Annotated in this window: 5 protein-coding genes; 3 read left to right on the top strand and 2 right to left on the bottom strand. The window is 65.8% G+C overall.

What is annotated here, in order from left to right; genetic code table 11:
• Positions 1-405: 405 nt before the first annotated feature.
• From AC56LR_RS17950 to AC56LR_RS17940, 3 genes are all read left to right on the top strand, one after another.
• Positions 406-1,380 (top strand): tripartite tricarboxylate transporter substrate binding protein BugD, encoded by a 975-nt coding sequence (locus AC56LR_RS17950; protein WP_497132284.1) that lies wholly within the window; start codon positions 406-408, stop codon positions 1,378-1,380.
• A gap of 91 nt (positions 1,381-1,471) precedes the next feature.
• Positions 1,472-1,936, top strand: a complete 465-nt coding sequence (locus AC56LR_RS17945) for a tripartite tricarboxylate transporter TctB family protein (RefSeq protein WP_497132282.1) — start codon at positions 1,472-1,474, stop codon at positions 1,934-1,936.
• A 2-nt stretch (positions 1,937-1,938) separates the two neighbouring features.
• Positions 1,939-3,441, top strand: coding sequence for a tripartite tricarboxylate transporter permease (locus tag AC56LR_RS17940; protein WP_497132280.1), 1,503 nt, complete (start codon positions 1,939-1,941; stop codon positions 3,439-3,441).
• 63 nt (positions 3,442-3,504) lie between these two features.
• Here the strand turns inward: AC56LR_RS17940 and AC56LR_RS17935 are convergent, their stop codons facing one another.
• Positions 3,505-5,904: a DNA polymerase II gene (locus AC56LR_RS17935; protein ID WP_497132278.1), complete on the bottom strand. Its 2,400-nt coding sequence runs from the start codon at positions 5,902-5,904 to the stop codon at positions 3,505-3,507.
• A 13-nt stretch (positions 5,905-5,917) separates the two neighbouring features.
• Complete coding sequence (locus AC56LR_RS17930; protein WP_497132277.1) at positions 5,918-6,718, bottom strand: ferritin-like domain-containing protein; 801 nt, start codon at positions 6,716-6,718, stop codon at positions 5,918-5,920.
• Positions 6,719-6,872: the final 154 nt, after the last annotated feature.

Below are 6,872 nucleotides of genomic sequence, written 5' to 3'. Positions count from 1 at the left end.
TTGCGCTGTCATGCACAAATTGACTCATCTGATTTACGGGGTGATTCGCACCGGCAAGCCATTCGACGCAAATTACCTGTCGAAAGGGCTTGCAATTCAAGACGGTATCTGACCCCGATTTTTGCGCTGAGCCAGGTACACATCGCCTTTCCAACAAGGAAAACGCCTCTGATCCAGGTCATCGACACTGCATGATGTGGCTCAGTTTTAGTGCGCTACACCGTATCGTTGGCCGTATGCCATACGCATTTCCACTTAGTTGCAAATCTAACTATTTGCTGGTACAACAACTCCTGCGTATGCACGCACCCAGATAAAGCCGGCCGGATTGCCATGGCCGGCACCTGGGACAGTGACGTACCCAGCGCCGCCCATACTGATAACCGAGGTTAGAGGAAGACACCGATGAAAACCACATTCTTGCGCACCGTCGCAGCCATTGCCCTGCTCGGCAGCGCAATGGCCCATGCCCAGAACTACCCGACCAAGACCATCACGATGATCGTGCCGTTCGCCGCCGGCGGACCGACCGACACCGTGGCGCGCCTGGTCGCCCAGTCGATGGGCAATACGCTCAAACAGCAAATCATCATCGAGAACGTCGGCGGCGCCGGCGGCACGATCGGCGCGGCGCGCGTGGCCAAGGCAACGCCGGACGGCTACACGCTGTTCCTGCACCACATCGGCCAGTCCACCGCCCCGGGCCTGTACCGCAAGCTGAGCTATAACGCGATGGACAGCTTCGAGCCGATCGGCCTGATCACCGACGTCCCGATGACCCTGGTCGCCCGCAAGGACTTCCCGGCCAAGGACTTCAAGGAACTGCTGGCCTATGTGAAAGCCAACAAGACCAAGGTCACCTATGCCAACGCGGGCCTGGGTTCGGCCTCGCACCTGTGCGGCATGCTGTTCCAGACCGCCATCGGCGTCGACCTGACCACCGTGCCCTATAAAGGCACCGGCCCGGCCATGAACGACCTGCTGGGCGGCCAGGTGGACATCATGTGCGACCAGACCACCAACACCACCAGCCAGATCAAGGGCGGCAAGATCAAGGTCTACGGCGTCACCACCAAGACCCGCCTGGCCTCGATGCCGGACGTCCCGACCATGAACGAAGCCGGCTTGCCGGGCTTCGAAGTGGCCGTGTGGCATGGCATGTACGCGCCGAAGGGCACGCCGAAGCCGGTCATCGACACCCTGGCGAGCGCCCTGCGCGCCGCCCTCAAGGATCCGACCGTCAAGCAGCGCTTCGCCGACCTCGGCACCGAACCCGTGGCCGAGAGCCGCGCGCGTCCGGAAGCGCTCAAGGCGCACCTGAAGGCCGAGATCGACCGCTGGGGCCCGATCATCACCAAGGCCGGCCAGTACGCCGACTAAGCAGCGGCCGATCGCGACGCAGCATTGCCGCGCAGCGCACATAGCCTGCGCGGCACTCCCGTATAAACAATAAGCAACAAAGGGGTTCGCAGTGACTTCCATCGTCCGCCATCCACAGAATTTCTGGATCGGCATCATCTTCCTGTTCTTCGGTCTCGCCGCCGTGTACTTCGGCTGGGAGCACGACATGGGCACCGCCGGCCGCATGGGCCCGGCCTATTTCCCTTCCGTGCTGGGCACGCTGCTTGCCATCGTCGGGGTCGCCAACCTGGTGCGCTCCTTCATCGGCCATGGCGAATCCATCGGCAAGTTCCACGTCAAGAACATCGTCATCATCCTTGCCGCCGTGCTGCTGTTCGGCGCCCTGATGCGCACCGCGGGCCTGGCCGTCGCCGCCTTCGTGCTGGTCATGCTGAGCGCCTGGGCCAGCCCCAAGTTCCGTCTCAAGACCACGCTGATGCTCGCAGTCGGCCTGACCATATTCGCCGTGGTGCTGTTCGTTAAGGTACTCGGCTTGCCGATGCCGATCCTCGGCCCCTGGCTCTCGGGAGCGTAAGCATGGAAATCTTTGCCAACCTCGGACTTGGCCTCGAAACGGCCTTCACCCTCACCAACCTGTTCTACTGCCTGGTCGGGGTGTTCGTGGGCACCGCCGTCGGCGTGCTGCCGGGCCTGGGCCCGATCGCCACCATCGCGATGCTGCTGCCGGCCACCTTCGGCCTGCCGCCGATCTCGGCCCTGATCATGCTCTCCGGTATCTACTACGGCGCGCAGTATGGCGGCTCGACCACGGCCATCCTGGTCAACCTGCCGGGCGAATCGTCCTCGGTCGTGACCGCCCTCGACGGCTACCAGATGGCGCGCCAGGGCAATGCCGGCAAGGCGCTCGCCACCGCGGCGCTGTCCTCGTTCTTCGCCGGCACCGTCGCCACCATCCTGCTGGCGCTGTTCGCACCGCCGCTGGCCGACCTCGCCCTGAAGTTCGGCCCGGCCGAATACTTCTCGCTGATGGTGCTCGGCCTGGTGGCCTCGGTGGTGCTGGCCAGCGGCTCGCTGCTCAACGCGATTGGCATGGTGCTGCTCGGCCTGCTGCTCGGCCTGATCGGCACCGACGTCAACTCGGGCGCCCAGCGCTACACCTTCGACCTGCCTGAACTGGCCGACGGCATCAACTTCGTGATCGTCGCGATGGGCATGTTCGGCATCGGCGAGATCATCCGCAACCTCGAGCACGACGAAGACCGCAGCCTGATCATGAAGAAGGTCAAGGGCCTGATGCTGACCAAGGACGACTTCAAGCGCATCATCGCACCGGTCCTGCGCGGCACGGCCCTCGGCTCGGCACTCGGCATCCTGCCGGGCGGCGGCGCCATGCTGGCCTCGTTCGCCTCGTACTCGATCGAGAAGAAGGTCTCGAAGAACTCGGCCAACTTCGGCAAGGGCGCCATCGAAGGCGTGGCGGCCCCGGAAGCGGCCAACAACGCCGGCGCCCAGACCTCGTTCATCCCGATGCTGACCCTGGGCATCCCGTCGAACCCGGTGATGGCGCTGATGATCGGCGCCATGATCATCCAGGGCATACAGCCTGGCCCGGCCGTGATGACCGAGCAGCCGGCGTTGTTCTGGGGCCTGATCGTGTCGATGTGGTTCGGTAACCTGTTCCTGGTCGTGCTGAACCTGCCGATGATCGGCCTGTGGGTCAAGATGATCATGGTGCCCTACCACAACCTGTTCCCGGCGATCCTGATGTTCTGCGCCATCGGCGTGTTCAGCCTGAACAACAACGAGTTCGACGTCTACCTGATGGCGCTGTTCGGTTTGTTCGGCTATATCTGCGCGAAACTCGGCGCGGAACCGGCGCCGATGCTGCTCGGCTACATCATCGGCCCGATGATGGAAGAATACCTGCGCCGCGCCCTGCTGCTGTCGCAGAGCGACCCGATGGTCTTCGTCACGCGCCCGATCAGCGCCGTCATGCTGGCCATGGCCGCCATTGCGCTGATCATCGTGATGCTGCCGTCGCTGCGCAAGAAGCGCGAAGAAGCCTTCCAGGAAGAGTAAGCCGTCTTACTGCGCGCCCCGGCCCGGCCGGCGGCGCGCAGCTTTTCCGTTCCACCCTCCCCTTTAGAACAATGCGCCTTGCGGGCTGGTCAGCCGCGCAAAACTGTCGCCCAAAAACGGCAGGATCGCGTCCGCGATCGGCTCGAGCTGTTTCGTCAAATAGTGTTCGTAGTCGATCGGCGCCCGCCTCAGCTCGATCGGCTCCGGCCCCGCGGTGGTCATCACGTAGCGGATCCAGCCGCCATTGCGGTATTGCGGCGGGCGTCCCTGCCCGGTATGGAAGTCGTCGGCCATGCGCGCCGCGCGCACGTGCGGCGGCACGTTGCGCTCGTAGTCGGCGAGCGGGCGGCGCAGGCGCTTGCGGTAGACCAGCAGCGCATCGAGCTCGCCGCGCAGGGTACGCGCGACATAGTCCGCCATCCAGGCCTCGTAAGGTTCGCGCTTGAAGATGCGCAGATAGAGCTGCTGCTGGAATTCCTGGGCCAGCGGCGACCAGTCCGAGCGCACGCTCTCCAGGCCGCGGTACACCATCTCTTCACTGCCATCGGGATTGGTCACCAGGCCGGCATAGCGCTTCTTGCTGCCTTCGTCCGAGCCGCGCACGGTCGGCATCAGGAAGCGCCGGTAGTGGGTGTCGAATTCGAGTTCGAGCGCGCTGTCGACCCCGTATTCCTGGGCCAGGTGCGCGCGCCACCAGCCGTTGACCCGCTCCACCAGCGCGCGACCGATGCGCTCTGCTTCTTCCTGCCCGTGCGCGCCGCCCAGCCGGACGAAGGTGGAATCGGTGTCGCCGTAGATCACCTGGTAGCCCTGTTCTTCGATCAGGGCGCGGGTGCGGTGCATGATCTCGTGCCCGCGCATCGTGATCGAGGAAGCCAGGCGCGGATCGAAGAAGCGGCAGCCGGTGGTGCCCAGCACGCCGTAGAAGGCGTTCATGATGATCTTCAGCGATTGCGACAGCGGGCCGTTGCGCGCGCGCTTGGCCGCTTCGCGCCCTTCCCAGACCTCGCCCACGATCCCGGGCAGGCAGTGGCGCGTGCGCGAGAAGCGCCCGCCGCGAAAACCGGGCACGGTGGCGTCTTCGCTCTCCATCAGGCCGGACACCAGGCCCACCGGGTCGATCAGGAAGCTGCGGATGATCGACGGGTACAGGCTTTTGTAGTCCAGCACCACCACCGAGTCGTACAGGCCCGAGACCGAATCCATCACGAATCCGCCCGGGCTGTCGCCGGCCGCCACGTCGCCGATGTTCGGCGCCACGAAACCCTGGCGGTGCATCAGCGGCATGTAGCGGTGCTCGAAGGCGGCGACCGAGCCGCCGCTGCGGTCCACCGCCAGACCCGTCACGCTGGCGCGCTCCAGCAGGAAGCGCATCAAGTCGGTCTTTTCGAAGATGCGGGTAACCAGCTCGCAGTCCTTCAGGTTGTAGTACGCCAGCGCCGGTTTGTCCTCGAGGAACATGCGGTTGATCTCGTCCATGCGGCTGTAGGGATTGTCGATCGCCTTGCCTTCGCCGAGCAGGGTTTGCGACACCGATTCCAGGCTGAAGGACGGGAAGCTCCAGGTGGCCGAGCGCAGCGCCTCGATCCCGTCGATCACCAGGCGCCCCGGGATGCTGAAGAAGAAATGCTCGCGGCGCGAGTGCTCGCGCGCCTCGATCTCCATGCCGCCGCGGCCCAGCCTCAGCGGGCGCCCCAGCCGTTCGGCCGCCTTCACCAGCATGCGGAAGTCGAACTGGATCACGTTCCAGCCGATGATCGCGTCCGGGTCGTGGCGCTGCACCCATTCTTCGAGGCGCTCGAGCAGCTCCAGGCGGCTGGCGCAGTAGTCCAGCGCGAAGTCGCGCGGGGCGGCGCTGGGCGCGTTCTCGGCATTGGGCTCGCCCAGCATGTAGACCTGGCGCTGTCCGCAGCCTTCCAGTCCGATGCAATACAGCTCGCCGTGCTGGTTGGTCTCGATGTCGAGCGAGGCCAGGCGGAGCATCGGACGGTAGGCGCCGTCGGGTTTGAGCTGCGCGTCGAGAATGCGCTGCGGGTCGCGTGGATCGGGGGTGCCGTGCACCAGTACCGGCGCCGTGATGAAGCGCTCCATCAGGTAGCGCTCGGGCGGGCGGATGTCGGCTTCGTAGACGTCGATGCCGAATTCGCGCAGGCGCTTTTCCAGGCGCAGCAGCTGGCGGTACTGGCGGCAGTACAGGCCCGCGACCGGCCGGTGTTGAAAATCGCACAGCGACAGTTCGCGCAGTTCCCATCCGCGCTCGGAGCGCAGCACCTGTTCTGCGGCAGCGCGCTGATCGAGCGGGATGAAGGCCACCGAGGTTTGCGGCGGCAGGCAGACCTGGCGCGGGCCCTCGGGCGTGGCCAGCCAGAAGCTGACCGCGGTGCCGGCATCGAGGTCCTGCCAGTGCCGGGTCAGCAGGAAGCCCTGAAGCGGCGCGGCGCCCGCCTGGTCGGTGGTGTCCATCGCAGTGCCGGATCTAGGCGAGGCGCGCCAGTTCCGCTTCGCTGAAGCCCGCCTCGCGCCGCGCATCGAGGTTGAACGGACCCTTGAGCACCGGCGCCTTGTAGCGCACCGTCAGCTCGTCGTAGGTCGATACCGGCTCAAGGCCGCGCCCGGCGCACAGGTAGAGATACCAGCGGTTGCCGATCTCGACGTGCCCGACTTCGTCGCGCAGCAGCAGGTCGAGGATCGCGGCGGCGGCACGATCGCCCGCGTGGGCCAGCTTGGCGCGCAGCGGCGGGATGGCATCCAGCCCGCGCGCTTCCAGCGTGCGCGGCACCAGGGCCATGCGCGCCAGCACGTCGCCGCGGGTTTTCTCGACCATCTCCCACAGGCTGTCATGGGCGGCGAAGTCGCCATACGCGAAGCCCAGCGTCGCCAGGTGCGCCGACAGCATGGTGAAATGCATCGCTTCCTCGCTCGCCACGCGCAGCCAGTCGGTGTAGTACGCCTGCGGCAGGCCGGGGAAGCGCCACAGGGCGTCCAGCGCCAGGTTGACGGCGTTGAACTCGATATGGGTCAATGCATGCACCAGCATCGCGCGGCCTTCGATGGTGGCCATCGAGCGCTGGCCGACCAGGCGCGGCGGCACCAGTTCGGGCCGGGCCGGGCGTCCGGGGACGCCGTCGGGCGCGGCGAGGGGCGCTTCAGTGTCCACGGAGAAGTGACCGGCCACGTGGGCGGCCGCCATGGCCGCAACGCCGGCCGTCTTGGCAGCCGGGTCGGGTTCAAGCAGGAAGTGCAGAGCGCAAGCGCGAAGCTCCAGCGGTGGCGCCATGGTGAGGCCTTCAGGGGTAACAACGAAAGCGACAGTATACCGCAGCAGCCGGCGCGCCGAAATCGGGCGCCGCCGCAACACTCTACCCTTTGCGGATTGTGGCCGAGCAGGCAAGCTTGCTACTATCGATCGTTCCGGATTGCGTCCACCGTTC

Source organism: Telluria sp. ZT3P39 (assembly GCF_059685935.1).
Note: the sequence above shows the minus strand (reverse complement) of the source record. Positions and strands in the feature narration are given on the sequence as shown.

Excerpts from the sequence above, each read along its gene's own strand:
- AC56LR_RS17940 (WP_497132280.1), top strand. The coding sequence starts at position 1,939 with ATGGAAATCTTTGCCAACCTCGGACTTGGCCTCGAAACGGCCTTCACC.
- AC56LR_RS17950 (WP_497132284.1), top strand. The coding sequence starts at position 406 with ATGAAAACCACATTCTTGCGCACCGTCGCAGCCATTGCCCTGCTCGGC.
- AC56LR_RS17935 (WP_497132278.1), bottom strand. The coding sequence starts at position 5,904 with ATGGACACCACCGACCAGGCGGGCGCCGCGCCGCTTCAGGGCTTCCTG.
- AC56LR_RS17930 (WP_497132277.1), bottom strand. The coding sequence starts at position 6,718 with ATGGCGCCACCGCTGGAGCTTCGCGCTTGCGCTCTGCACTTCCTGCTT.